General features: G+C 34.0%; 23 protein-coding genes. All 23 read right to left on the minus strand.

What is annotated here, in order from left to right; genetic code table 11:
* Window positions 1-166: 166 nt before the first annotated feature.
* Window positions 167-802, minus strand: coding sequence for a DivIVA domain-containing protein (locus tag PHQ99_00360; GenBank protein MDD4288036.1), 636 nt, complete (start codon window positions 800-802; stop codon window positions 167-169).
* 57 nt (window positions 803-859) lie between these two features.
* Window positions 860-1,129, minus strand: coding sequence for a YggT family protein (locus tag PHQ99_00365; protein ID MDD4288037.1), 270 nt, complete (start codon window positions 1,127-1,129; stop codon window positions 860-862).
* A gap of 8 nt (window positions 1,130-1,137) precedes the next feature.
* A complete protein-coding gene (gene phoU, locus PHQ99_00370) occupies window positions 1,138-1,842 on the minus strand; it encodes a phosphate signaling complex protein PhoU (protein MDD4288038.1) in 705 nt (234 codons plus the stop codon).
* Between the two features lie 172 nt (window positions 1,843-2,014).
* Entirely contained in the window at window positions 2,015-2,785 is a 771-nt protein-coding gene (locus PHQ99_00375; protein MDD4288039.1) for an ABC transporter ATP-binding protein, read from the minus strand.
* A 2-nt stretch (window positions 2,786-2,787) separates the two neighbouring features.
* A complete protein-coding gene (locus PHQ99_00380) occupies window positions 2,788-3,615 on the minus strand; it encodes an ABC transporter ATP-binding protein (protein ID MDD4288040.1) in 828 nt (275 codons plus the stop codon).
* The gene (locus tag PHQ99_00385; GenBank protein ID MDD4288041.1) at window positions 3,615-4,619 is read right to left on the minus strand and encodes a branched-chain amino acid ABC transporter permease; all 1,005 of its coding nucleotides are present in this window, start codon (window positions 4,617-4,619) and stop codon (window positions 3,615-3,617) included. The genes PHQ99_00380 and PHQ99_00385 overlap by 1 nt, the downstream gene beginning before the upstream one ends.
* 11 nt (window positions 4,620-4,630) lie before the next feature.
* On the minus strand, window positions 4,631-5,542 hold the full coding sequence (locus tag PHQ99_00390) for a branched-chain amino acid ABC transporter permease (GenBank protein MDD4288042.1): 912 nt from the start codon (window positions 5,540-5,542) through the stop codon (window positions 4,631-4,633).
* 30 nt (window positions 5,543-5,572) lie between these two features.
* On the minus strand, window positions 5,573-6,715 hold the full coding sequence (locus PHQ99_00395; GenBank protein ID MDD4288043.1) for a branched-chain amino acid ABC transporter substrate-binding protein: 1,143 nt from the start codon (window positions 6,713-6,715) through the stop codon (window positions 5,573-5,575).
* Window positions 6,716-7,041: 326 nt separating this feature from the next.
* Window positions 7,042-7,749, minus strand: coding sequence for an anaerobic ribonucleoside-triphosphate reductase activating protein (locus PHQ99_00400; protein ID MDD4288044.1), 708 nt, complete (start codon window positions 7,747-7,749; stop codon window positions 7,042-7,044).
* A gap of 10 nt (window positions 7,750-7,759) precedes the next feature.
* Window positions 7,760-8,014, minus strand: a complete 255-nt coding sequence (locus PHQ99_00405) for a thioredoxin family protein (GenBank protein ID MDD4288045.1) — start codon at window positions 8,012-8,014, stop codon at window positions 7,760-7,762.
* A gap of 41 nt (window positions 8,015-8,055) precedes the next feature.
* A complete protein-coding gene (nrdD, locus tag PHQ99_00410; GenBank protein ID MDD4288046.1) occupies window positions 8,056-10,467 on the minus strand; it encodes an anaerobic ribonucleoside-triphosphate reductase in 2,412 nt (803 codons plus the stop codon).
* A 12-nt stretch (window positions 10,468-10,479) separates the two neighbouring features.
* Entirely contained in the window at window positions 10,480-10,965 is a 486-nt protein-coding gene (gene nrdR / locus PHQ99_00415; protein MDD4288047.1) for a transcriptional regulator NrdR, read from the minus strand.
* A 241-nt stretch (window positions 10,966-11,206) separates the two neighbouring features.
* Window positions 11,207-12,352, minus strand: coding sequence for a cell division protein FtsZ (gene ftsZ / locus PHQ99_00420; protein ID MDD4288048.1), 1,146 nt, complete (start codon window positions 12,350-12,352; stop codon window positions 11,207-11,209).
* Between the two features lie 64 nt (window positions 12,353-12,416).
* On the minus strand, window positions 12,417-13,649 hold the full coding sequence (gene ftsA, locus PHQ99_00425; GenBank protein MDD4288049.1) for a cell division protein FtsA: 1,233 nt from the start codon (window positions 13,647-13,649) through the stop codon (window positions 12,417-12,419).
* Window positions 13,650-13,901: 252 nt separating this feature from the next.
* Window positions 13,902-14,669, minus strand: coding sequence for an FtsQ-type POTRA domain-containing protein (locus PHQ99_00430; protein ID MDD4288050.1), 768 nt, complete (start codon window positions 14,667-14,669; stop codon window positions 13,902-13,904).
* Window positions 14,670-14,718: 49 nt separating this feature from the next.
* Complete coding sequence (murB, locus tag PHQ99_00435; protein MDD4288051.1) at window positions 14,719-15,642, minus strand: UDP-N-acetylmuramate dehydrogenase; 924 nt, start codon at window positions 15,640-15,642, stop codon at window positions 14,719-14,721.
* Window positions 15,643-15,645: 3 nt separating this feature from the next.
* Window positions 15,646-17,055 (minus strand): UDP-N-acetylmuramate--L-alanine ligase, encoded by a 1,410-nt coding sequence (murC, locus tag PHQ99_00440; protein ID MDD4288052.1) that lies wholly within the window; start codon window positions 17,053-17,055, stop codon window positions 15,646-15,648.
* A gap of 95 nt (window positions 17,056-17,150) precedes the next feature.
* Entirely contained in the window at window positions 17,151-18,263 is a 1,113-nt protein-coding gene (gene murG / locus PHQ99_00445; GenBank protein MDD4288053.1) for an undecaprenyldiphospho-muramoylpentapeptide beta-N-acetylglucosaminyltransferase, read from the minus strand.
* On the minus strand, window positions 18,260-19,387 hold the full coding sequence (gene ftsW, locus PHQ99_00450) for a putative lipid II flippase FtsW (protein ID MDD4288054.1): 1,128 nt from the start codon (window positions 19,385-19,387) through the stop codon (window positions 18,260-18,262). The genes murG and ftsW overlap by 4 nt, the downstream gene beginning before the upstream one ends.
* A 40-nt stretch (window positions 19,388-19,427) precedes the next feature.
* Window positions 19,428-20,390, minus strand: coding sequence for a phospho-N-acetylmuramoyl-pentapeptide-transferase (mraY, locus tag PHQ99_00455; protein MDD4288055.1), 963 nt, complete (start codon window positions 20,388-20,390; stop codon window positions 19,428-19,430).
* Window positions 20,391-20,400: 10 nt separating this feature from the next.
* Window positions 20,401-21,819 carry a UDP-N-acetylmuramoyl-tripeptide--D-alanyl-D-alanine ligase gene (locus PHQ99_00460; GenBank protein MDD4288056.1) on the minus strand — a complete coding sequence of 473 codons (1,419 nt, stop codon included), beginning with the start codon at window positions 21,817-21,819 and terminating at the stop codon, window positions 20,401-20,403.
* A 7-nt stretch (window positions 21,820-21,826) separates the two neighbouring features.
* A complete protein-coding gene (locus tag PHQ99_00465; GenBank protein MDD4288057.1) occupies window positions 21,827-23,320 on the minus strand; it encodes a UDP-N-acetylmuramoyl-L-alanyl-D-glutamate--2,6-diaminopimelate ligase in 1,494 nt (497 codons plus the stop codon).
* Window positions 23,321-23,484: 164 nt separating this feature from the next.
* Complete coding sequence (locus tag PHQ99_00470; protein MDD4288058.1) at window positions 23,485-25,167, minus strand: penicillin-binding transpeptidase domain-containing protein; 1,683 nt, start codon at window positions 25,165-25,167, stop codon at window positions 23,485-23,487.
* Between the last annotated feature and the right edge of the window lie 9 nt (window positions 25,168-25,176).

The following is a 25,176-nucleotide window of genomic DNA, read 5'->3' on the forward strand; positions in this document are numbered from 1 at the left end:
ATTTCAGCCAAAATCTCAAGAGGTGATTTTCAGAATTATTAACTTTCTTACTCTTCCCCTTGCTTATTTTTAAAATAATTATTTCTCATTATTGTGATAAAAAATAGTATCACTTTTTTTATAAAGAGTCAATTAAAGGACACAAAATATTTTCAGATTAAAGATTTTAAAAATCCTTATCATTCTGTATATCATCAAATTCCTTCTGGTTATTTTTTTTATTATTTGAGTAAAATTTCATTTTAATATCTTCTATTGCTTTATCCCGGATATCTTCCGACTCCCCTTGATCTACCTGCTTCACTTGCTCTTCCGGTTTGTGTTGCTCTTTAAGATTTTCTTGTTCTTCCGGTTCTTCAATAATCTCTTCATCTAACATCCTGATATGAATTTTTAGTGTATTTTTTAATTTTTCTAAAATCAGGTATTTTCTTTTCTTTAATTCTACTATCTCATTATTGATATCATAGATTTCCTGTTTTGCCTGCTGCTTAATCCTCTCAGCCTCAATTTTGGCATTTTCTAATACGACCTGTGCTTCTTTTTGTACATTTTCTTTAATATTAGAAGCACTCTTCTGAGCATTAATCAAGGCACTTCTAAGAGTTTCGTCCATTTTTGAATATTCTTCAACCCTTGATTTAAATCGTTCAACTTCTTCTTTGAGCTTTATATTTTCATTAAGCACTTCCTCGTAATCTTTAGCAATACGATCCAGGAAATCATCGACTTCTTCCTCATTATATCCTCTGAAGGATCTATTAAACTGTTGCTGTTCAATATCCATCGGGGTAATCTTCATTAATCGCCCTCCTTCTATTGGCTGTCTTTTTTAGCCATATGAATGTAATTCCTAAAATTAATAATATATATTAACAATTAATCTTATCAATGATGTTCTTAACAGGTTTAGTAAAAAATATACAATAATCGGGGACAAATCAATCCCCATCCCCCCCAAAGGAATGATTACCCTGAAAGGAGCTAATATCGGCTCAGTAGCCTGATATATCAGTTTAATAATAGGATTAGACCTATCAACCGGTAACCATGATAAAAATATTCTGGCTAATATAATATAACTGTAAATCCTGAAAACTATATTAATAATATTTATTAAAAAATACATAGATATCCTTAACTATCCCCTCTCATTTGTCCAAACTTTTCTTTTATTCTTTCCCCATCAACAATGTACACTACCCTCTCGGCGAGATTTCCGGCATGGTCTCCTATTCTTTCCAGATTATCAGAGATAAAAATCAAATGTATTGCCCGGCTGATTGTATGGGGATCTTCTAACATAAATGTTAACAGTTCGCGAAGTATCTGTTGATTTATCTGATCAACCAGCTTGTCTTTTTCCCAAACCGCTTTAGCTAATTCTACATTCCCGCTAAGATATGCTTCAAGACTATCCTTGAGCATTTCTTTTGTTAAATCTGCCATCCTGGGAATATCCACTAATGGCTTTACCATGGGCTTAGATGATAAATACTGGCTAGCTCCGGCAATATTAGCCGCCCTATCCCCAACTCTCTCTAAATCAGATATGGCTTTCATGGCACTTGTTATAACTCTTAGTTTTTTAGATACCGGGTGTTTTAATGCTATTAATTGCAGGCACTGTTCTTCAATATCCAATTCCATTCGATCTACTATTTCATCACCGTCAATTACCTGTTGTGCCATCTCCCAGTCTTTATTAACCAAAGACTGTACAGCCTTTTCCAGGGAAATTCTAACCATTTTTGACATTTTAATCAAGTTATCCCTTAAATCTGCCAGCTCATTATTAAAAATAGCTATTAATTCCTTATCTTCTTTGCTTTTTTGACTCATATTGCTTTATTCCTAAAATAAATTAAACATATTAACTTGCATATAATATAACAAAAAAGGTTCATTTTTTCAATTAAATTATAATAACTGAAACCAATGACTGAATCACATTAATAAACATTAATAGAATATCATAATGCTTTAAGCCAGGGTTTTAAAGTTTGGGCCTTTTTTATTTGATTCTTTCAAAACCAGGTTTACTCAGGTTTTTGCCTCTTATGGCACTTCCACCAAGATATGCTTCCTGTATTTTCTTATCATCCTTTAATTTTGAAGACAAACCGCTTATACTTATCCTGCCTGTTTCCAGTACATATGCCCGATTAGCAACAGCTAAGGCCTTTCTGGCATTTTGTTCAACTAATAAAATTGCAACACCCTGTTCATTGATTTCCTTAATTATTTTAAAGATTTGTTTTACCAATAATGGTGCAAGCCCTAACGATGGTTCATCCAATAGCAATAATTCCGGGTCACTCATTAATCCTCTGCCAATAGCAAGCATCTGCTGTTCACCACCTGACAATGTACCAGCTAACTGTTTTTTTCTATTTTTTAAAATTGGGAATAAATCATAAACACGTTCTTTTCTTTCTAAAACAATTTTTTTATCACTTCTACGGTTAAAAGCACCTAAATTTAGATTTTCCTCAACGGTCAATGTAGCAAAAACATGCCTTCCTTCAGGAACATGGGAAATACCATCAATTACAATTTTGTATGCTTCTCTTTTTTTTAAAGAATTTTCCTGAAACAATATATCACCATCATGTACAGGAACCAGTCCGGAAATAGCTCTAAGCAATGTACTTTTACCTGCACCGTTTGCACCTAAAACGCTAACAATTTCGCCTCTTGAAACATCCAGAGAAATTCCTTTTAATGCCTTTACTGCATCATAATAGATATGAAGGTCTGTTATTCTTAATAATGATTTTACCAAAACTACAAATAATCCTCCTCTTCTTCTTTTCCTAAGTAAGCTTCAATAACAACGGGATTATTATACACTTCTTCTGGTTTTCCCTCAGCAATTTTTTTCCCTTCATCCATTACCGTTACCCAGTCGGAAATTCCCATTACAACATTCATATCATGCTCGATAAGTAGTATTGTTAAATCTTCTTTTTTTAATTTATTGAGAAAAAACATCAAATCTTCAGATTCTTTATCATTTAAACCACTGCTGGGTTCATCAAGTATCAATAAATCAGGGTTGCTAGCTAAAGCCCTGGCAATTTCTAACATCCTTTGATTACCATATGCTATATTTTTTGCCAGTTCAAATTTACAAGAACTAAGCCCTATTTGTTCCAGCTTGCTCTCTGCAACTTCCTGTATCCTTTTTTCTTCTTTTATTTGTGACGGTAACCGAAATACAGAAGGCCATAATCCTGATTTACTGCGTGCATGCTGTCCGGACATTACATTTTCGAGACAAGTCATATCTTTAAATAAGCGAATATTCTGAAAAGTTCTGGCCATTCCTTTTGCAAGTATTTGATGTGGTTTTAATTTAAATAATCTTTCATCTTTAAAATAGTATTCTCCACTATCGGCTTGATAAATTCCAGTAATTACATTAAAAACAGTAGTTTTACCGGCACCATTTGGACCAATTATACTGCTTATATTTCCCTTCCTGACTTTTAAATCAAGCTGATTAACAGCAATTAATCCACCGAACTGCTTGGTTAATTTTTTAGTCTCCAGTATAATTTCTGTATTGGCAGTTTGCAGATTTTTTTCTTCTTTAGTATATTTTTCAGTCATTATATTTCACTCTCTTCTCCCTTAATAACCATTGGTTCTACTTGCAGTTTGCCTCTTTGTCTCGGCCATGCGCCACCTGGCCTGAACATCATCATCAATACCATTACTGCCCCAAATATTAACATACGGTATTGGGCAAAAGTTTGAAATATTTCCGGGAAAAGAGATATTGCCGCAGCTCCGATAAATACACCGGGTATTGAACCCATTCCTCCAATTAGAACAATACAGAATAGCAGACATGATTCCATAAAAGTAAAGCTATCCGGGGAAACAATCATAAGTTTGCTGGCATAGATATTACCTGCTACACCAGCTAATGCAGCACCGATAACAAATGCAAGCAATTTATAGTACCTGACATCAATGCCTGACGCTTCGGCCGCTATATTGTCTTCACGGATACAATTCCAGGCTCTTCCAATCCTGGAATTCTGTAACCTTATTAAAGCTATAACTGTCAATCCAACGACTATCCATATATAATAGTAAAATTCTGTAGAATTATTTATAACTAAAAAATTGCCGATAGAAGGAAATTGTATTCCAAAAATACCGTTTGGACCTCCTGTAATCCCGAGTGGATTGTTAATCAACGTCAAACGGATAATCTCTCCCATTCCGATAGTTACAATACACAGGTAATCTCCCCTCAAATGTATTATAGGAGAACATACTATGTAAGCAAAAATAGCAGCTGCAATAGCACTAACAGGTAATAAAGCTAATATGGGTAGATTAAAGCTGGTATTTAGAATTGCAGCGGAATAAGCCCCAATTGCAGCAAATCCCATGTGTCCTAAGTCAAATAGTCCTACTTCACCTAACACGACATTCAGGCTTAATCCTAACAGTGTATAGATGCCAAAGAAAAAAGCAACATCAATAATATAATTATTTTTGACAATAACAGGAAAAAGTAAAAACGCTATAATAATACCTGTTAAAAAATATCCACTTTTTTTATAAGCAAAACCATTTTTGGTATTGTTTTTTTCAATCATATTATTCTACTCTAAACTTTCTCAGCTACTTTCTCACCAAGAATTCCCCTTGGCCTAAAAATCAATACAAGAATTAACACTAAAAAAACAAATACATCTTTGTATGCAGTTGAAAGATAAGTTGAACCAAGCATTTCTAAAAGTCCTAAAATCAGTCCCCCTATCATTGCTCCGGGAATATTTCCTATTCCACCTAAAATTGTTGCTGTAAAAGCTTTAAGACCATAATTCCAACCCATGATAAAACTTATTCTGCGATAATAAACCCCAACCATAACTCCGGCTGTTCCTCCCAGTGCAGGTCCAAGGGCAAAAATAAAAAATATAATTAGATTAATATTTATTCCCATTAGAGCAGCTGTCTCTCTATCCAGCGCACAAGCCCTGATAGCAGCACCAAAGGTAGTTCTTTGAATAATATAATACAGTATGCCCATTAATAAAAAAGATAAAAGCAGAATTATAATCTGTAAAACATTAATTCTTAAACCACCAATATTTAAAATATGATTAGGGATAACATTTGATGTGTATGCCTGTGGTCTGGCTCCCCAAATAACCATAATGGCATTCTGTAAAAAAATCGAAACACCTAATGCGGATACTACGGCCGGTAATCTACCTGTAGGATATATGGGTCTGTATGCTAACCTTTCCACAATAATTCCCATAATACCTGTACCGATTGCGGCTACCAACATAGCCGCAATCAATCCACCCCACAAACCAAAGGTAGAGGTTACATAAGCAGTGCTCATAACTAATAGAGTATATCCAAAGTATGACCCCAAAGTAAATAAATCGCCGTGGGCAAAATTTATCAATTTCATTACACCATATACCATTGAATACCCTAATGCAATAAGAGCATAAAAAGAACCAATTGTTAATCCATTCAAAAGCTGTTCAATAATTAATTTCATTTACCTCTACCCCAATAATACTACTAATTTTTATCTCTCAACAATAGCATAGCTACCATCATCATTAACTATATACAGATTTATACCAGTTCCTACACGGTCTCCTTTTTCATCAAATCCAATTGGTCCGGTAATGCTTGGAAATTCTTCCATTTCATTTTTCAGATAATCAGCTAACATATCTGAATCTGTTGAACCTGTTTTATCAATAGCTTCAGCTATTACCATCAAAGCATCGGCAGCATAAACAGACCATGGGCTGGAAGGTAAAGCGTTATAAGCTTCCTGATATTTTTCTTTAAATTCCATAGCTTCCGGATTAGTAAAATATTGTATCAATGCTTCCTGAGTCATATAACAGCCTGAGGCATATTCCAATCCAGCAATTCTGATAAAATCTTCGTTAATTGCTGCATCTCCTCCCACAAAAACAGCATCAATGCCAATTTCTCTGGCCTGTCTAATAATTAAACCCGCCTCTGAAAAATAACCGGTAAAATAGAATAAGTCAGGATTTGTTTCCCGCATCTTAGTTAATGGAACTGTATAATCAGATTCTCCCGGAGTAATAGCATCAAAATAAACCAGCTCAGCTGTGCCGGCTTCTAAAAGAAATTTTCTGGCTTCCTCTGCTAATCCTAAAGCAAATGAGGTGTTGTCATGCAGGATAGCGACTTTTTTTGCTCCAAAGTATGGCACAACTTCCTCAGCAAAAAAGATTCCCTGCGTATCTGTTCTACCACAAGTTCGGAAAAAATACTTTAAACCTCTTTCAGACAATTCTGAAACTGTTGCTCCATATGCAATATTAACTATTTTATTAGCTTCGTAAATATCTGAAGCAGGTTGTGTGACAGATGAACCATAAGTTGAAATACCTGCAACTATTCCCCTTGAAGTTAGGTTTTGAGCAGCAAGGGAACCACCTTTTGGAGTACATTCATCGTCTACCACAATTATTTCAATCATTTTTCCATCTAAAACGCCACCCTTATCATTAACCATCTGCGCTGCTATTTCTACACTCTGTTTCGCCATTTCACCTTCAATTGCCTCTGATCCTGTTAGCGGACATTGCAGGCCAATTAATACAGTATCTTGTGCAGCAACATTAATGGGAAATAATATTAGTAAGGCTATTAATATCACGAAAATCTTCTTAATTCTTAACATAAATTCCTCCTCTTTGTTCTGAATTTTACTTTGCATATTATTTTATTTAATAGAAATCTTATCTATTGTCATACCTCCTCTTATAATATTACAAATTTTATTCAAATATAATAATATACCATAATACCAAAAAGAAGTAAATTAAACCACTTTTAGCCTTGAAATATTTTTTTTGGTTATTTTTTGTGTCAAAATAATCCGTTAATAATTTTTTCTATAAAATATATCAGAAAGATATCTTTGCTATTATAATTGCATTCAGAAGAAAAAATTGAGAGATTTAATCTGAAGAAATACTCTTCCTTATCATTAACCGGTTCGGCCTATCACCTTACCCTACATTCTAAAACATTATTTTTAACCTTTTTTAGTATGTCAGTTATTTTTTCTTCATCGTACGCTTTCACATCTTTAAGATCAGGGTCTAACATTTCTTCTGATTGAATAAACCTTTGTAATATATATCTGCGTGCACCTGTTATTTCTTCGGCTATGTTTTTTATTACCTCTATATCATGAAATTTTGGAATAATTGTTGTTCGAAATTCGTAATCAATACCTGAATTCATTATTAAGTTAATACTATTCCTGATTTTTGAGATAATATTATCAATCTTTAACCCAATTACCTCTGAGTAATCCTCTTCCCTTAACATTGTTTTTATGTCCATTGCAATATAATCAACTAAATTTTTTTCTATTATATCTTTTAATATTTCTGGATTACTGCCATTAGTATCTATTTTTATCTTTAAATTATGTTTCTTAATCTCCAAAAGGAAATCTTTAACCCCTTCATTTAATGTTGGCTCACCACCGCTCAGACAAATACCATCTAAAAAAGGTTTTTTTGAAAGTATTGAGGAAATCATTTCTTCTATGGGAATATCCTGCAAAGACTGATGCCTTAGCACTAAATCTGTATTATAACAAAATGGGCAGCGGAAATTACACCCACCTACATATAGAGTTGAAACAATCATGCCCTCCCAATCAATTAAGGATGTTGAGATTATCTTTTTTATCTTAATCATTTCCATATTTTTAACTTATTATTTTTCCTTCAATATCTTTTATGTCAGGCACAATGCCTCTCCAGGAATCCATTTCATTATCATAGTTATCCAGTATAATTATTGTTGGGGTACTCATAACATTCAGCATACATGCCTCTGTTAATCCATCAACAGTATCAATATCACAATATTGAACCTCAACTTTATCTTCTAATAACCTACCAATTTTTTTTGCCTGTGGGCAATTAGGGCAGTCTTTTTTCCAAAATATCTTGATTTTCATTTTTATCTTTTTCCTTCATTCAAAATAATTCAGATGACATTTTAAACAACCTGGTATTTGCCTATTCTCCTGTCTTTTAATTCGCCAATCTTATTTTTGTTCCAATTATTAATCTTGCTATAATACCCAACAATTCTGGTAATACCATAGACATTTTCACTATGACAATAGCTACATGAATCAAGCAGGCCACGGCTAATTTTATTACATTGATTACATACCGTAAACTCCGGTGAAATTGTTATTTGGGCAGAAAGTGTATTTTCCCATACTTTTTTTATCAAATTATAAATACTATCAGCAGGTGGCTGCTTTTCGCCGACAAAGGCATGGATGATAGCCCCACTTTTAATAAGAGGATGAAATTTACTCTGTTTGATTATTCGCGAAAGAAGGTCAATATCTGCTGCAGCTGCAAAATGAATGCTGTTTGAATAATAGCACTCATCATCTAAAATGCTTCCCTTGACCACTTTTTTGCTTTCCGGAAACTCTCTCAAATCTATTTTTGCAAGCCTGCCAGCAGCACTTTCAGCAGGAGATTCTTCCAGTGACAGCTTTATTCTGTATTTCTTTGAATACTCATTACATTTAATATGTAAAAAAGAGACAGTTTTTAATCCCAGATTGTAAGTATCCTCATTTTCATGTAACTGTTGACCTGTTAAATATTGAATAGCCTCATTTAATCCAATAATACCTACCAGGTATGTCCCTTTTTCTAAATCAACATAAGGCTCTCCATCAGGACTTATTTTCCCAACTTGCCATAATGGACCTTCCGGGGAATCCATCATTTTTTTCAAGAAATGCTTTTTTTCTTGATGTGCCTTAATAACTAATTTAAGAACTAAGTCTATCTGTTGGAAGAAATTATCAAATAATTCTCTCCTTTTGTCTGTGCCGGATTGTAATCTCATATCTTTGAGAGTCCTATAGGCACACTGTGGTAAATTTATTGTCACATTCTGTATTCCTGAAAACCTTAATTTTTCAGGCTTTTTAATCATCTGCATGTCTGTTATTTCATTTTTTAATCTACAACAGGCAGATAATGTAACACTATCCCTATCAAATATGAAATAAGGTGTTCCGTTTTTGGAAGCAATCTGACAGGCATACTCCAGCAATTCTTTTTGCCTGGGATCACAAAAAGAATCGTTATTAATATGAAGGTCCATTTTAGGAAAGGCAAAAACTTTTCCGTTAGAATCTCCTTTTTCCCATACCTCCATTAAAACCTTCAGGAATTGCTGGGCTTCTTGTGTATAATCCTGATATTTTTTTCCGGTATATTTGCCTCCCGGACCTATTGCAGGTACATCTTTTAAATGGTCAGGAATGCCGGTATGTACATTGAAATCCAGAAACAAACTTTGCCCTCCCCTTGAAAAGGCATTTTGTGAACCGCTGAAAATCAGGTATTGTGCTTCCTGCTTCATTTCCTCATAAGACATCCCGACCAAATAAGGCGCATAAAAGATATTAAGATAAGCTATACCTAAAGCCCCTGCATAATAGGCCTGCATCGAGGATAGGAATGTATTCAGGTGACCTGTTAAGGTTCTAGCATATTTAGCAGGTGAAGAGGAAGTATCTAAATTATCCAGATTTAATCCATATTTTTTTATATATTCGAGGGAATGTCCTGAACAGTAAATACGTGGATACCCTAAATCATGGATATGAATCATCCCTTTTAGATGTGCTTCTGCAACTTCCTGGCTAAAAACTTCCTGGAGCATATACTGCTTAATTGTATTTTCGGCAATAGCCAAATTAATTGCTTCAGGATTATTATTTGCAATATTGCTATTCTCTTTTGTCTTAGACAAAAAGAGGCGATTTAAATCATAAAATGGCATCCCGATAATTTTTTGTTTTATCCATTTTTTTTCATAACCACGGATAAATAACTCATTATCTACAAACTCCCTGATTAAACCGGTAGAGATATTGTCAAAATTTAAATTAAATATTTTTTCTTCAACATTTTTGGCAATTTTTCTTGCTACTCCAGAAGTGATATCTGCTTCCTTACACAGTGCATCTACAATCTTGCTTCTATCCCAGGGAGCAATAGTCTCCCTGGTAGGTGTTGAGACTAATAATGACATTTCTGTACTGTTCTTATATTTCTTATCACTGCCACGTACATATAGTTTTTTGCGAATTTCATTTCTTTTATTTCTATATAGAATATAGGCTTTAGCAACTCTGGTCAGTCCTGAAGAAATAAGCTGTTCTTCAACAATATCCTGTATTTCTTCTACTGATGGAATATTCTTCTCAAAATTTACTTCCAACCTGTAAATTACGTGATCAGTTATTTTTCTAGCCTGGGTATAATTTTTTTCTCCAACTGCCTCCATTGCTGACAGAATTGCATTATATATTTTTTCCTCATTAAAATTGACCAGATGTCCTTCTCTTTTTTTTATTTTTTCAACCATAAACTAATTTCCTCACATTTTTTCTCTTTCTTGATCTTCGCTTTCCGGCACTTCTTTTATTCTGTTAATCTCTTCCAAAAAGCTTCCCACATCCTCAAAATGACGATATACAGAGGCAAATCTTACATAAGCTACTTCGTCCAGACTCTTTAATCGATCCATCACCAGTCTGCCAATAATCTCACTTCTAAATTCATTAGTGGGACCTTGTTTTAATCTTTCTTCTATATCCTCAGCAATTTGATTTATTTCAGCCATGCTTACAGACCTTTTCTCACATGCTTTAATTATTCCCTTGATAATCTTGTCACGATTAAATACTTCTCGTCTTTTATCTTTTTTAATAACCACCAGGGGGACTATCTCAATACGTTCGTGTGTAGTAAAACGTTTATTGCATTTTTTACAAAATCTTCTTCGCCGTATTACTAAATCATTCTCCATTGATCTGGATTCAATTACACCGGTATCCATGTTATTACAGAAGGGACATTTCATTTAACAACTCCATATTTAGGGCTATTACTAATAGTAATACCCTAAATATGTAATGTCAAGACATAATTAACAAAATGGGGATAAATATTTTAATAGTTTTTTTGTGCAGATATTTACACTATCAGAGAGTAAAAATAAAATAAATATATAATTTAATAAGAGTAAATAAAATATTTTTGGATAATTTGGATAATTTATATATATAAAGTATTTCAGGGGAGAAAACTCCCCTGATTATTTTTTATCTGTTTCTACGTAAAAAAGTCGGTATTTCTAAATCATTATAATCAACATCATTTTTATCAGGCATTTCTTCCCTGGCCTTTTCTTCTTCATTTTCTATTTTGTTCTCTTTTAAAGGTTCATGCTCTGGCTTAGCAGTTCTTTCCTCAATAAAACTTCTTTCTTTTTCTCTTTCTTTTTCTTCTGAAGATAGTTCATCGAAACCGGTTGCTATTACAGTTATGCGAATATCTTCACCCAATGCTTCATTGATAACAGCACCGAATATAATATTGGCATCAGGATTTGCAGCTTCCTGAACAATTTCTGCAGCCTGGTTTACCTCAAAGAGAGTTACATTTTTACCACCGGAAATATTAAACAATATACCTCTTGCATCTGTAATTTTAGTTCCTAAAAGAGAGCTGTTTACAGCATTGTGAGCCGCTTCAATAGCTCGATTTTCACCACTTGCTCTGCCAATTCCCATAATAGCAGTACCGGCATTTTCCATAATCATTTTTACATCTGCAAAATCAACATTGATTAAGCCAGGCTCAACAACAATTTCGGAAATTCCTTTAATTCCATGAAGTAATAACTCATCAGCCACTTTAAATGCTTCTAAAACCGGGGTATTCTCGGCAATTATCTGCAATAATCTATCATTAGGGATAACTATCAAAGTATCCACATAATCTTTAAGTTGCTGGATACCTTCTTCTGCCTGTTTTTTTCTCTTAACTCCTTCAAAGGTAAATGGTTTTGTTACTACACCCACAGTCAAGGCTCCAAGTTCTTTAGCAAGCTGGGCAATAACGGGACTTCCTCCGGTACCGGTTCCTCCTCCCATACCGGCAGTAACAAATACCATATCAGCTCCCTCCAGGGCCTTACTAATCTTATCCTTGTCTTCTTCCGCAGCTCTCTTACCTATATCAGGGTTTGAGCCGCTACCTAAACCCATAGTAATCCTGCTCCCTATCTGTATTTTTTGCTCAGCATTCGATAGGGCCAATACCTGGGCATCTGTGTTTGCAGAAATATATTTTACTCCATTTATTTTCTCTTCAATCATTCGGTTGACTGCATTTCCCCCTCCGCCGCCAACTCCAATGACTTTAATATCGACAAATGAACTGGGTCTTTCATTTATATTGTTCAAAACTTATCCTCCTCCAATTTTGGTGGTAAAATTTAGAAAATTATTCTCTATATTTTAGTGTAATTTAAAAGAAATCTCTTAACCAGTTGGTAATTTTTGCAAAAATTGTATTTCCGCCTCTACGGCTTCTTCTGTTTGAACCTTCTATAGTTTCTATCTCAACAGCAAAGTCGATTAACCCCATTACAGTTGAAAGTCTTGGCTCATTAATCAAATCACCTAATTCACCCTTATATTCTGGCCTACCCAGTCGTACATTAGTTTCAAAGACTTTACCTGCAAGCTCTGTAATACCTGGTAAAAGGGCACATCCACCGGTTAATACAACACCCTGTGTTATTAAATGGTAGTTATTAGACCTCTCTAATTCTTCTCTTATCAGGCTAAACATTTCATGAACCCTTGCTTCAATAATGTCAACAAGGTATTTTTTTGATACTGACGCTTTTTTTTGTCCCTGGATTCCGGCTACTTCTATTACTTCTTCAGGGGAAATATAATTACTCATAACATTCCCATGTTTTATTTTTAATTGTTCTGATTCCTCGATTGATGTTTTTAAACCAATTGCCAAATCGTTAGTAATCTGAATTCCACCTAAAGGAAGGATAGAAGAGTAAGCAATATTACCATTCAGGAATACTGAAACATCTGATGAGCCAGCTCCGATATCAATCAGAAGCACACCTAATTCCTTCTCTGTTTTGGTTAAGAGGGCATTTCCGCAGGCAAGGTTTCCAAATATCAATTCATCCACATCTACATTCACTTTTTCCATACATTTTAAGAGATTTTGAACTGCTGTGACTGAACCTGTAACAATATGAACTTTTCCTTCTAATCTTGAACCGGTCATTCCCAGCGGATCCTGGATGCCCTTTTGTCCGTCTAAAATAAACTCTCTTGGCAGGACATGGATTAATTCCCTTTCAGGGGCAATAACCCCCGCTTTTGCGGCTTCAATTACTTTTTCAATATCATCCTCGCTGATTTCCGGGTTTTCCTTTGCTATAGCAATAACTCCCTGGCTATTAAATGAAGAGATATGGCTTCCGTTAACAGCAACCACGGCTGAACTAATCTTTCCACCAGCCATTCTTTCTGCATTGGCTATCGATTCCTTAACCGCCTCGGCAGCTTTGTCTAAATCAACAATAACCCCTCTTTTAATCCCTTTTGATGGGACAGATCCAATCCCAACAATATCAACAAGGTTATCCTCTCCTAACTCTGCTATTATCGTGTTAGTATTATTTGTTCCAATATCCACACCTGCTACCAGTATTTCACTTCTCATAGACGCCCCTCCTGCATTTTAAGTAATGCAATAAATTTCATAATTATTATATTAAAGGTAAGATTTTTTCAAGCCTTATTTTATATTTTTTTAATTATTGTTAAGAATAAATTCTTGATTAGTATATTCTTTATATATATACATATTATAACTGTATGGTTACTGCTACTCTTTATCTTCCCTGAAATAATAATAATTAAATTAAGAATATTCCTGAATATTATGTTTCCATCAGTAAAAATAGACAAAACACTACTCTTCAAGTATTATTGATAATCTGTCTTCATATTTCATATTAATTTCTTTAATAGGGGTATTTTCCTGGATAACATTTTGGATTGCCCTTTCCAGCAAATACCATTCATCAATCAACTGGTCCCCATCTTTAATTCTAACCTTTATCTGATCTTTTTTATGAAATAACAGATATTCCTCGTTTGAAATGACCTGAATCTTATAGAATTGTTCAGGAAAAATATTATTTAAAGCATAAATAATTCTTTTAATATAATTGTATTTTTCAATATCTATTTTTTCCCCGGGAATATTATTTTTAATATCTAAACCTGTTACAATGTACAAACCATGTTCATTGTCAGATTGTCCTGATGCCGATAAAATTACCCCTTCTTCACTAATAAGATAAAAAACTTCATTATTATAAAGGAGCACCTCTGGCTTACGTTCTATAATTTTTACACTTAATCTGTTCGGGGGTCTTTTTTTGATATATACATCTGCAATCCATGGGTTTTTCAGAATGTCCAAACCTGATGCCTCAACATCAAAGAGAAACAGATTAATATGTTTATCTAATCTTCCTTGCTTGATGATAGTTTCGTTACTGGTATAGTAATTACCTTCAATATTAATCTCTTTTATGTCAAACCAGAAAAATGTAAAGATAAAACTAAAAAAACTCCAACCGACAAATCCAATTATGATATAGTAAAAAATTATTTTGAAAATATTGAATCTTTTATTATCTTCAACTTCTTCTGGAAGAATTTCTTCATACACTTCTGAGTCCTGATATTTGATAAAGCTAATTCCTCTTGTCTATGATTTATTAGTTATAATTAAGCCCAATTATATCTATTTCTATCTCTAATGCTATCCCAAAAGACTTTTCAACTCTGTCAGACACTTCCTCAATTAATAAAAGGATATCTCTGGCAGTTGCATTTCCCCTGTTAATTATAAAATTAGCATGTTTCTCAGATACTTGAGCATCCCCTATCGTTAAACCTTTTGCTCCGGCCTTCTCTATCAGATAACCGGCTGATTCTTTTTCAGTATTTTTAAATACACAGCCGGCACTTAAATATTCAAGAGGTTGACTGCTTTTTCTTTTTTTATAATATTTTTTTATTCTCTCATTTATTAATACTTTTTCATCCTCTATCATCTCTAAAACGGCACCGGTAATCACAAACTTCTCAATTCCTATATCTATACCACGATAGGAAAAATTGAGCTTTCTCCGGCCTAAATCTATTAAATTTCCCTTATAATCCAATACTGTTATCTGTTTAACAATATCCGCCATAGATTTGTTGTTAAAACCAGCATTGTTAATTATAGCTCCACCTAAAGTACCAGGTATGTGTGCGGCAAATTCCATTCCACTTAATTCTTTATCCGTCATTTTTTTTACTAAATCAGGTAACAGAATCCCGGAACCTGCTTTTATCATTTTACCAGAATATTCTATTTTGTCGATAGCTCCTGATACCTTTACCACCAATCCCCTGATTCCCTCATCTGGAACCCATAAGTTAGTGCCATTGCCAATAACATAAATAGGTATCTCATGATTTTCAGCAAATAATAAAACTTTTTTTAAAGAAATCACATCCGGGGGTATACAAAAAAAATCAGCAATCCCACCAATTCTCCATGAAGTATGCTTTTTCATTAATTCATCAGGTTTTATCTCTTTTGTTAATCCACACTTTTTGATTTCTTTTAAAATTAATCTCTTATTGAACATTGCTTAATTGGTTATGCCAACTTTTGGCTCATTCCGCTTGGTTTTTTTTGCAAATTCTTTCCCAATTTTCCAAACATCACCAGCTCCCAAAGTCATTACAATATCTCCGTCTGCTACTATATCTTCCAAAAAAGAAATAGCCTTTTCTTTTTCGGGACGATAAAAAACTTTTTCTTTTTTATAATCTTTTATTTTCTGGTAGACTAATTCAGCTGAAATTCCGGGTAATGGCTTTTCATTTGCGGAATAAATATCATTAACAACAACAATATCAGCATTATAAAAAGCATTTCCAAATTCTTCCAGTAAAAATTTTGTACGGCTATAGCGATGTGGTTGAAATACTGCAATAATCCTTCGATTTGGCCATCCCTTTCTGATTGCCTCTAAAGTTGCCTTTATTTCAGAAGGATGATGGGCATAATCATCAATAATCATAAGTTTACCTTCATAATCAGCAATTATCTCCTGTCTACGTTTTACTCCTCTGAAATGAAAGAGAATCTCTTTAATATTATTAAACTTAATATCCAGCTTGATTCCAGTAGCAATTGCAGCCATGGCATTGGAAATATTATGGTATCCGGGGATGTTTAATTTAAGGGACCCTAATTTTTCCTTTTTATAATATATCTCTGATGTAGAAGTGTTTTTATCTAATATACAATTCATTGCCCTTATTTGAGAATCACTATGAAAACCGTAAGATATAATTTGTTGGGAGGAAAGATGCTTTTTGACAATCTGTCTTGCATTTGGACAGTCATTGCCATAGATTACACATCCGTTTTCAGGAACTTTATTAATGAACCTTTCAAAACTTTCTATAGTCTTTCCTATACTATTATAATAGTCCAGGTGGTCATTTTCAATATTTGTTACAATCGCTATATTCGGGTTGAGCAATAAAAAAGAGCCATCACTTTCATCTGCTTCCACAACAACGTAATCTCCCTTACCTAATTTTGCATTACCGCCAATATCGTTTACTTCTCCTCCTATAGCAATAGTCGGGTCCAGATTCATTTTCTCCAGGATAAGGCTTATCATCGAAGTGGTTGTGGTTTTTCCATGCGTTCCTGCAACGGCAATCCTGTGATTCTGATGCATAATTCTGGAAAGCATTTCTGCTCTGGGGATAATCTCTATTTTTTTCTTTTTAGCTTCAATAACTTCCTGGTTTTCTTCATTAATAGCTGAAGATATTACAACTAAATTTGCTCCTGAAATATGACTTCCGTCATGTCCTTTATAAATCATAGCACCCTTGCTGGTTAATCTCTTAGTGACAATAGTACTCTGTAAATCTGAGCCACTTATACTATAGCCTAAATCCAATAAGATTGAAGCAATTCCACTCATTCCGGTTCCACCTATTCCAATAAAATGGATATGCTTTCCTTCAATATTCATAAACACACCTTTCTGTTTTGCTCATAAAGAAACTACTAATTCTCATAATAGTTTACCTTATTTTATTTATTATTAAAAGAAATTTTTTTTAAGGACTAAACCTCTTTTTTTATATTGTTATAAATTAAATCAATAATCTCTTTTGCAGTATTTCTATTGCCTGCTTTTCTACTGTTTTCAGCCATTTCACTTAATACTTCATTATCAAGCAAAAACTTACTTATTTCTTCTGCAAGTCTTTTTTCTGATAATTCCTGTTGTGCTATCACTACAGCAGCCTGCTTGTTTTTCAGGTACATGGCATTATACATCTGATGATTGCCAGTGGCATATGGATATGGTATTAAAATAGATGGGAGTCCTACAGCAGTCAGCTCTGCGATAGTTGTAGCACCTGATCTGCATATTACTAAATCAGCCAAATCATAAGCATCTTCCATATTATACATGTAGGGCGTAATATAAATACTGGCTTTGTGTTTAGAAAATTTTATTTTATCCAGCATGTTCGAATAATCCTCTCTCCCACTAATTAACAATACTTGCCATTTATTAAAAGAAAGGTCATCAATTAAGTCTATACAATTTAAAAATACCTGGCTGATAGCATTTGCACCTTTACTCCCTCCAAAAACAAGAATTGTTTTTTTGTTATAACTCATTTTTTCTTTGCTGATTATATTCTTCCTGTCACCGTTCCAGATACTCTTTCTCACCGGGTTTCCTGTATATACTACCTTTTTCTTCTTCCAGAAATACTGCTCAGATTCCGGAAAACTGGTAAATACTATCCTGCTGAATATAGATAACGCCTTATTGGTTATCCCGGGTAAAGCATTTTGTTCATGAATAAATACAGGCACTCCTGATAAAGCCGACATCAAGGAAACCGAACCGCTGACATATCCGCCTGTACCTATAACCAGGTCAGGTTTTATTTTTTTGATTAATTTAAAAGAATTAAACAATGAACCTAAAAACAGGAATATTGCATAAATATTATCCAAACATATTTCCCTCTTTATGCCCTTTACTTTTAAAGATGCAAATTCATATCCCTCTCTGGGAACTATATCTGCTTCCATACCGGTGCTTGTACCTACAAAGATTATTTCATTCTTCTTATCCCTGTTTTGAAACTCTTTAGCTAAACTGATGCCCGGGTAAATATGCCCTCCTGTACCGCCTCCGGTAATGATAATTTTCATTTGTTACGATACTCCAATCTCTCTGAAGTATTTTTGGAAATATTTAAAAGGATGCCACAACAAAACATATTCACAATCAAAGAAGAACCCCCATAACTTATAAAAGGTAAAGTTATGCCGGTTGTTGGTATTAATTTTGTTACAACACTAATATTTATTATAGCTTGAAAAGTTATCAGTGAAGTAATTCCAGCTGCTAATAGTAAGCCATAATTATCCTTTGCCCTTAAGGAAATCAAGAAGCCTCGCCACAAAAATAGGAGAAATAATACTATTACTGAAAATGCTCCTATAAAGCCAAGTTCCTCACCGATAATTGAAAATATAAAATCTGTGTGCTGGTCCGGAAGATAAAAAAACTTTTGTCTGCTCTCAGCTATTCCTACACCGGTTAAACCCCCGCTTCCAAGGGCAAGTAGTGACTGGATAATATGAAATCCACTATTCAATGGGTCCTCCCATGGATTTAAAAAAGAAAGCAGTCTAACCCTCCGATAATCTTTTCCCAGAGCTAATAGCAAACCCGGGGGCATCAAAAACACAATTAATGCAAACAATTGTGTTATCTGGCTGCCACCAATGAATAGCATAATAAATGAACAGCCCATTATAACAATACCTGTACTGAAATCAGGCTGACTGAAAACCAGGAAAAAGATAAATACTGTAACAATAAATACAGGTAATACTCCCCAGATAAAGCTACTTATATCTTTTTCTTTTTTCCGGGTCAGGCAATCAGCAATATAAAGTATAATCGCAACTTTTGCCAGTTCTGATGGTTGAAATGGAATAGGTCCAAGATTAATCCACCTTCTGGCACCTCTTACACTCCTTGCAACCCCCGGAAAATATAGCATAGCTAATAAAAATATAGACAGTATCAAGATAGGAATAGCAAATTTTTGCCAGATATGATAATCTAAATGCATCGCCACAAATAGAACAGCTATTCCAATTAAAGCAGAAAATGCCTGTTGGGTAAAAAAATGAAAACTATCATCATACCATTTATATGCCATAACATAACTGGAGCTAAACACCATGATTATCCCTATGGTTAACAAAATGAATATAGTAGCTATTAAAATGTAATCAGGTTGTTTTGTTTGTGATATATTCATTTTTATTAACTATCTCCCATTTATTATTATCTTTTAAAAATCAATTAAACGAATAGGCAATCAATCCTATTAAAGAAAACATTATTCCTGCTACCCAAAATAATAAAATAATATGCACTTCTTTCCATTGTAACATTTCAAAATGATGATGCAGCGGACTCATCTTAAAGACAGGTTTTTTCTTTATTTTAATAGAACATACCTGGATAATAACAGACAGTGTTTCTATTACGAAAACACCTCCAATAAGTAATAAAAAAAGTTCAGTTCTGGTAATAACAGCAATGGCTGCTAATACACCTCCTAAACCAAGAGATCCTACATCACCTAAAAATATTTTTGCAGGATGAAAATTGTAAAACATAAAACCAAAACAGGAAAATATGACTATTAAAGAAAGTGTCCCCAGATCCTTCTGCCCCTGGAAAAACGCAATAATAGTATATGAAATGAGGGCAATAATCATTAGCCCTGTAGCAAGTCCATCTAAACCATCAGTGAGGTTCACTGCATTGGTAGAAGATATAAACACCAGTATAACAAATGGTATAAAAAGTATCAGTGGAAGATACAGGGAATCCTGAGAAAAAGGCAACATCACTGTTTGTGTAACTGATTCATTCTGAAAATACCATATAAAAAAAAAGAAACAGATTAACAGCTGCATAGCAATCTTACTTCTTGCTTTTAAACCTAATGATCTCCCTTTATAATATTTTATAAAATCATCCAGGAAACCGACAAAACCAAAACCACAGAACAGCAAGAACACTACATATACAGTTTTATCCTCCGGTTGAAAAATAAGCAAAGAAATAAGAACTGAAAATAGAATAACTATGCCTCCCATAGTTGGAGTTCCGGCTTTATGCTGGTGCAAATCCGGACCTTCCTGCCTGATTCTTTGGCCAATTTTGTATTTTTTCTGGATTTTTATAAAAATCGGTATTACCAGTATTGGAACAGATAAGGCAATCAGAAGGGAAATTATAATTTTAAACATTTTTATAATTCTACTCCTTCCTTTCTGTTTCTTCCCAATGCCGGGCAATATCTTCCATCTGCATATTTCTAGAGCCCTTTAGTAATACAATTCCGTTATCAGGGATATTCTTTCTTAATATGTCTGTTATTTTTTCTTTATCCTCTACATTAAAACAATAAATTTTATCTTTGGACATTCCCTGTTCCAGTGCACCCTGTATTATCCAATTTCCATAATCTCCAAAGGCAACTAATAAATCGTAGGAAAGTATTTCGGCTATTTTCCCGATTTCCCTATGATAATTTTCAGTTTTCTCGCCTAATTCAAGCATATCTCCTAATACAGCAGCTTTGAATCTCCCCCCTGCCATACTGGCAACGCTATTTAGCACTTCCCTTACTGCTGTAGGATTGGAGTTATAATAATCCTGAACAAAAATTATTCCCCGATTAAAGTAATGGCAATTCATTCGCATATCCGGACTCTTAAAATTTGAGATATAATATATCATTTCTTCTATAGGAATATGCATCTTTATTCCTGCCGCAAAAGCAGATAATGCATTATATACATTAAATTTGCCTAATAATGGCAGAAAAACATAGTATTTTTTTCCTTGAAATGAAAAATCAAAATGAAGGCCTTCTTTTTTGTCCTGCCGCAGGTTTTCTGCTTTCAGGTGTGATTCTGGATGAAATCCGATACTTATAAAATCATTATGATGTATCAAACATTCTCTAAAATAATCATAATATTCATCATCATGATTCAATATTGCAGTTCCTTTATCTTTTAATGATAATATCAATTCAGATTTTTCCCTGGCAATATTATCTCTGCTTCCAAACAAACCAATATGGGCTTCGCCAACATTGGTTATCACCGACAAATCAGGTTTAACAATATTGGTCAATTCTTTTAATTCTCCCAATTTTCGGGCAGCCATTTCCAATACCAGGACATCATGATTCGATTCCAGTTTAAAAATAGTTAAAGGAACACCAATTTCATTATTATAGTTTCCCCTTGAATGTAAAACATTATACTGAGATTTTAGTAAGTGCACTATCATTTCCTTGGTAGTGGTCTTTCCATTACTTCCTGTAATACAGATATTGAATGGTTTAAATAATGAATGATAATGGTGTGCCCATAATTGTAGAGCCAATAATGTGTTATCGACCATAAGTACAGGGTGAGAAAAACTTTTTTTTATAGTATCGCTACTCTGGTAAAAGCTTTTTTCCAGGACTACTGCAACCGCACCTTTGTTAATAGCATCCAGGGCAAATTTGTGACCATCATACCTTTCACCTCTGATAGCAAAAAAGATATCACCAGACTTTATTGTCCTGCTGTCAATGGAAATGTCCTGCCATTTAACATCAGGATTTCCCAGGAGCATTGCTCCCGGTATTACCCCTACCAAATCCCTTAATAAGAACATTTACCTTTTATCCTTTTTCTTTCAATATTTGCCGGACAGCTTCTTCGTCATTATGGTAAACTACCCTGTCCTGATATATCTGTTTTTTTTCAGGTCCTTTACCGGCAATTAACACGATGTCATTCTCTTCGGCAATTTCCAGTGCATATTGAATAGCCTGAAATCTATCCGGAATGATTCGATAATTACTATTTTTAATATCCTGCAAGCCTTTCTCTATTTCCTTTGATATTTTTTCCAGGCTTTCACTTCGAGGGTTATCAGCCGTTATAATACTAAAATCACTGTGGGTACCGGCAACTTGCCCCATTTTTCTCCTTACTCTGCTGTCTCTCTCTCCGCCATGACCAAAGATAGTAATAATTCTGTTTCTGGGGAAAAGTTCCAATGTTTTCAAAATATGTTCTAATCCATGAAAATTATGTGCAAAATCAATAATAATATTATATGGTTGTCCATAATCTAATATTTTATATCTTCCAGGTGCTCCGGAAAACTTTTGAAAAGCATTTGTAATTATTTCTAAAGAAATACCCTGGTCAACAGTTGCGGCAACTGCTGCCAGAGCATTATATATATTATATTTACCACTCATGTTTAAAAGTATTTCCGCATCTCCCTGTGGAGTTTCCAACTTGAACCGGGTTTCTTTTAATCCCATTTTTATGTTGCTGGCACGAAACATCGCCTCTTTTTCAATGGCATAGGTAATTTTGTTAACCTTTTCTGTATTAATAATATTAATAAATTCTCCGGAATACATTTCATCTATATTGACAATTCCTGTTTTTCTTTTCTGACCGGTATTATTGTCTGTTAGATTCAATAATTGAAACAGTTTCTTTTTACTATCAAGATAATTTTGAAAATTTTTGTGCACCTCGAAATGTTCATCACTTATATTAGTAAAGATAGCGGTATCAAAATCACATCCGTCAACTCTTGACAAACTGAGGGAATGGGAGGAGACTTCCATGACACAAAATTCCGTGTCACCGGAAATCATTTTACAAAATGATTTTTGTAAATCCAATGCTTCCATGGTAGTCATTGTTGATTGTACTGCTTGTCTGTTAATAATATTTTCAACTGTCGTCAATAAACCGACTTTCCTGTTAGCTTCCTCTAATATTGCCCTTATCATATAAGCAACAGTTGTCTTGCCATTAGTGCCGGTAATACCAATAAGCCTTAATTTTCGCGAAGGATAACCATAAAAATTATTTGCCAGTATTGCCAATGCTTTACGGGAATCTTTCACCTGTATAATAGTGATACCTTTGGGCTTAGGAATATCTTTCTGGACTATAACAGCTTTTGATCCACCTTTGATTGCATCTTTAATATAGTTATGCCCATCTGAAACAAATCCTTTAATACAGACAAAAAGGTAGTTTTCTTTAATATCTCTGGAATTTTGGGATATTCCCTTGATATCAATATCGGTATCACCTGAAATTTTCACAATATTTAATTCTTTAATCAATTCATTTAACTTCACATCATTATCCTTTTTTTACTATTCAATTAAAAGTTAATATTTTGTATAATATTATTTACATTAATGTACCGGATTTAATCGTTATTTTTTGCTATAACACTATTTTAAAATGTACAAGGAATATCTTACTGAATATCCCGTAAAAAGTAAACTGTTTTTTTGCTTTATTCAGGAGGAATTGACAGATAAGGAAGTACTTTTGATGCAATCTCCTGAAATACCGGTGCTGCTACTGTACCACCATAATAACTTCCTTTAGGCTCATCTAACATCACTAAAATGGCAATTTCCGCATCATGACTGGGAGCAAAACCAACAAACCAGGAAGTAAATTTTTGATTGGAGTATCTTCCCAAAGAAAAATCAAATTTCTGTGATGTTCCTGTTTTGCCACCAGCAGTGTATTCTTCCAGCTTAGCCCTACTTCCTGTTCCATCATCAACAACTTCATATAAAATATTTTGCATAACCTCTGCTGTATTTGTGGAAATCACCTGTCTTACCTGCTCAGGCTGATATTTTTTAATTATATTATACTCTGAATCAATAATTTCTTTTATAATTAATGGTTTCATCAAAACACCATCATTCGCAATAGCAGCTGTTGCCATAATCAGTTGAAGGGGTGTCACCGATATTTCCTGGCCTATCGACAAAGATGCAATAGATATTTTTGACCACTGGTCTACCGGTCTAAATAATCCGGGAGTTTCGCCCGGCATAGGGATACCGGTTTCTGCACCAAAACCAAAGCTCCGAATTGTATCAGCAAAAATGTTTTCATCCATTCTGGACCCAACTTCAATTAATCCCACATTACATGAATTCTTTACAATTGCAGTCAAATCCTGAAAACCGTGAGGATCAATATCCCTTATAACTGTGCCATGATAATTAATCCATCCAGTACAATTGAATGTGTCATTCAGGCTGGCATAGTTGTTTTCCAATGCAGTAGCAATAGTAAATATTTTAAAAGTTGATCCCGGTTCATAATTATCAGTAATACATCGGTTTTTCCAGTAATCTTCCGGTGAGTACTGGTAATTGTTATTATCATAAGTAGGCTTTACAGCCATACTTAATATCTCTCCCGTTTCCGGCTTTACAACAATTGCAACTGCTGACTTTGGATTATATTGCAGATAAGCCTTTTCCAAGGCCTCTTCAGTGATATATTGAATAACTTCATCAATAGTTAAAACAATTGATTGACCATCTTTTGAAGGGAGTGTACTTTTTATGCTCAGGGGTATTTTCTGTCCGGAGGCATCTCTTTCCATAACCACCAATCCGGGCAAACTTTTCAATTCTTCATCAAAATATAACTCAATTCCCTCTAAACCCTGATTATCAATTCCGACAAAACCCAGTATATTGGCAGCCAGCTCATCTCTTGGATAAAAACGTTTACTTTCGGTTACAAAATCAATTCCTTCCAGGTCCAGTTCTTCTATCTCTTCAAAAGTTGTTTGAGGCAATTTTCTCTTAAGCCAAACAAAATACCTTTCTTTCTCTAACTGAGTTATAATATCAGAATATTTCATATCTATTTTTTCTGATAGTATTTTTGCTGTTTCTTCAGGATTATCAATTTTGTAGGGTATGGCAAATAAGGATTTTGAGTCAACATTGACGGCTAACCTTTTTAAGTTTCTGTCAAATATTGTACCCCTCTGGCCGTCAAACTCATATGATAAAATGTGTTCTTTTTTGGCAAGCTCTGTAAGCTTACTCCCTTCTACAACCTGTATTTGAAATAAGCGATAAATTAGAATAATAAAAATAACAATAAGGACAACTATTAGAAAATAAATTCTTTTTCTTTTCTCAGCCAATTGGAACAAAATAGTAAG

The organism is Atribacterota bacterium (assembly GCA_028703475.1).
In the GTDB taxonomy this organism is placed as follows: domain Bacteria; phylum Atribacterota; class Phoenicimicrobiia; order Phoenicimicrobiales; family Stramentimicrobiaceae; genus JAQVMU01.

Coding starts and splice junctions, on each gene's coding strand:
- ftsA (MDD4288049.1), bottom strand. CDS start 13,649: ATGAGAAGTGAAATACTGGTAGCAGGTGTGGATATTGGAACAAATAAT.
- murB (MDD4288051.1), bottom strand. CDS start 15,642: ATGTTCAATAAGAGATTAATTTTAAAAGAAATCAAAAAGTGTGGATTA.
- phoU (MDD4288038.1), bottom strand. CDS start 1,842: ATGAGTCAAAAAAGCAAAGAAGATAAGGAATTAATAGCTATTTTTAAT.
- PHQ99_00360 (MDD4288036.1), bottom strand. CDS start 802: ATGAAGATTACCCCGATGGATATTGAACAGCAACAGTTTAATAGATCC.
- PHQ99_00380 (MDD4288040.1), bottom strand. CDS start 3,615: ATGACTGAAAAATATACTAAAGAAGAAAAAAATCTGCAAACTGCCAAT.
- ftsW (MDD4288054.1), bottom strand. CDS start 19,387: ATGAATATATCACAAACAAAACAACCTGATTACATTTTAATAGCTACT.
- PHQ99_00400 (MDD4288044.1), bottom strand. CDS start 7,749: ATGATTAAGATAAAAAAGATAATCTCAACATCCTTAATTGATTGGGAG.
- PHQ99_00405 (MDD4288045.1), bottom strand. CDS start 8,014: ATGAAAATCAAGATATTTTGGAAAAAAGACTGCCCTAATTGCCCACAG.
- PHQ99_00365 (MDD4288037.1), bottom strand. CDS start 1,129: ATGTATTTTTTAATAAATATTATTAATATAGTTTTCAGGATTTACAGT.
- PHQ99_00460 (MDD4288056.1), bottom strand. CDS start 21,819: ATGTTCTTATTAAGGGATTTGGTAGGGGTAATACCGGGAGCAATGCTC.
- nrdR (MDD4288047.1), bottom strand. CDS start 10,965: ATGAAATGTCCCTTCTGTAATAACATGGATACCGGTGTAATTGAATCC.
- PHQ99_00390 (MDD4288042.1), bottom strand. CDS start 5,542: ATGAAATTAATTATTGAACAGCTTTTGAATGGATTAACAATTGGTTCT.
- murG (MDD4288053.1), bottom strand. CDS start 18,263: ATGAAAATTATCATTACCGGAGGCGGTACAGGAGGGCATATTTACCCG.
- nrdD (MDD4288046.1), bottom strand. CDS start 10,467: ATGGTTGAAAAAATAAAAAAAAGAGAAGGACATCTGGTCAATTTTAAT.
- PHQ99_00385 (MDD4288041.1), bottom strand. CDS start 4,619: ATGATTGAAAAAAACAATACCAAAAATGGTTTTGCTTATAAAAAAAGT.
- murC (MDD4288052.1), bottom strand. CDS start 17,055: ATGAATATTGAAGGAAAGCATATCCATTTTATTGGAATAGGTGGAACC.
- mraY (MDD4288055.1), bottom strand. CDS start 20,390: ATGTTTAAAATTATAATTTCCCTTCTGATTGCCTTATCTGTTCCAATA.
- PHQ99_00395 (MDD4288043.1), bottom strand. CDS start 6,715: ATGTTAAGAATTAAGAAGATTTTCGTGATATTAATAGCCTTACTAATA.